The organism is Sphingomonas sp. 66-10 (genome assembly GCF_001897045.1).
In the GTDB taxonomy this organism is placed as follows: domain Bacteria; phylum Pseudomonadota; class Alphaproteobacteria; order Sphingomonadales; family Sphingomonadaceae; genus Sphingomonas; species Sphingomonas lycopersici.
On sequence record NZ_MKRR01000023.1, the window covers coordinates 14897 to 15485 of the forward strand.

Sequence of the window (589 nt, forward strand, 5' to 3'; positions counted from 1 at the left end):
GCCCCCTCTTCGCCAATGGCGAGCCGCATTATGACGTGACGTTCGAGAATGTGCAGGCCGGGCTGCGCACCGACTATCTGTTCCGCCTCGCCAACCAGCGCGAGGGGCTTGTCGTCGGCACCGGCGACCTTTCCGAACTGGCGCTCGGCTGGTGCACTTATGGCGTCGGCGATCAGATGAGCCATTACGGCGTCAACGCCGGCGTGCCCAAGACGCTGATCCAGTTCCTGATCCGCTGGTGCATCGCGACCGACCAATATGACGCCGAGACCGATACGGTGCTCGACGCGATCCTTTCGACCGAGATCAGCCCCGAGCTCGTCCCCGCCGGCGCCGACGGCGCGATCCAGAGCACCGAGGCACGGATCGGGCCTTATGCGCTCAACGATTTCTTCGCGCATCATGTGATCCGCTTCGGCCTCGCGCCGTCGAAGATCCTGTTCCTCGCCTGGCACGCGTGGCGCGATGCCGCGGCGGGGCGCTGGCCCGAGGGCATCCCGGAAGCGGCGCGGGTCGCCTACGATCTCGAGACGATCCGCGCGTGGCTGGAGAAATTCCTCGTGCGCTTCTTCCGTACCAGCCAGTTCAA

General features: G+C 65.7%; 1 pseudogene. It reads left to right on the forward strand.

What is annotated here, in order from left to right:
• Positions 1 to 589 (forward strand): annotated as a pseudogene (gene nadE / locus BGN95_RS02940) (NAD(+) synthase); the annotation flags it as partial.